Raw genomic sequence first — 1,019 nt, 5'->3', positions numbered from 1 at the left:
GGCGAGGACGATACCGTCTTCGACGTCGGTGACGTCCGGGTCGTGGTGGACCGCAAGAGCCTGCCGTTCATCGAGGGCATGGAGGTCGACTTCGTGCGCGAGGGCCTTAACGAGCGGTTTGCGTTCCGCAATCCCAACGCCACCGCCGAGTGCGGCTGCGGGGAGAGCTTCTCCGTGGCGTGAGCCGGTCGCCGGGGGGCTCAATTGCCCGGTCCGGCGCCCCGGGTTAGACTGTCCGCCTTTAGCCGGCGCCCCCGTCCGGGGGTGCCGGCGAGCCTCGTTAACATCCTGGAATCCACTGCGACCGAACACGGAGTAGCCGCATGGCCGTTGAACGCACCCTCTCCATCGTCAAGCCCGACGCCGTGGCGAAGAACGCGATCGGCGAGATCTACAGCCGCTTCGAGAAGGCGGGTCTGAAGATCGTCGGCGCGAAGATGCTGCACCTCAGCCGCGAGCAGGCCGAGGGCTTCTACGCGGTGCACCGCGAGCGGCCGTTCTTCGACGCGCTGGTCTCGTTCATGACCTCGGGGCCGGTGATGGTGCAGGTGCTCGAGGGCGACGACGCGATCCGCAAGAATCGCGAGATCATGGGCGCGACCAACCCGGCCGAGGCGGCCGCGGGTACCATCCGTCACGATCTCGCCGAGACCATCGACGCAAACGCCGTCCACGGTTCCGATGCGGCGGAGACGGCGAAGACCGAGATCGAGTTCTTTTTTGGCGACGATGAGCTCTGCGCCCGTAGTTGATGCCAACCCCGGCGATGCACCGGGTCGGGTGAACCTGCTCGACCTGGACCGCCAGGGGCTGCAGCGGTTCTTCGCCGATCTCGGCGAGAAGCCGTTCCGCGCCGTGCAGGTGCTCAAGTGGCTGCACCAGCGCCGTGTGCTCGACTTCGAGTCGATGACCGATCTCAGCAAGTCGCTGCGCGCGCAGCTGCACCGGCACGCCGAGGTCCGTCTGCCGAGCCCGGTATTCGATCAGGAGTCCCGGGACGGCACGCGCAAGTGGGTCCT

2 protein-coding genes and 1 pseudogene are annotated in these 1,019 nt (G+C 67.1%); all 3 read left to right on the top strand.

All coding sequences use genetic code 11. The annotated features are described in order from the left end of the window. A partial coding sequence (locus G7A99_RS20955; RefSeq protein ID WP_163143832.1) for an iron-sulfur cluster assembly accessory protein occupies positions 1-183 on the top strand: 183 nt, incomplete at its 5' end. 140 nt (positions 184-323) lie between these two features. Next, on the top strand, positions 324-752 hold the full coding sequence (gene ndk / locus G7A99_RS20950) for a nucleoside-diphosphate kinase (RefSeq protein WP_163143830.1): 429 nt from the start codon (positions 324-326) through the stop codon (positions 750-752). Continuing rightward, positions 730-1,019 (top strand): annotated as a pseudogene (locus tag G7A99_RS20945) (bifunctional tRNA (adenosine(37)-C2)-methyltransferase TrmG/ribosomal RNA large subunit methyltransferase RlmN); the annotation flags it as partial. The gene ndk and the pseudogene G7A99_RS20945, both read left to right, overlap by 23 nt.

The organism is Arhodomonas sp. KWT (assembly GCF_010993615.1).
This window is presented reverse-complemented; position numbering and strand designations above follow the sequence as displayed.

Excerpts from the sequence above, each read along its gene's own strand:
- ndk (WP_163143830.1), top strand. The coding sequence starts at position 324 with ATGGCCGTTGAACGCACCCTCTCCATCGTCAAGCCCGACGCCGTGGCG.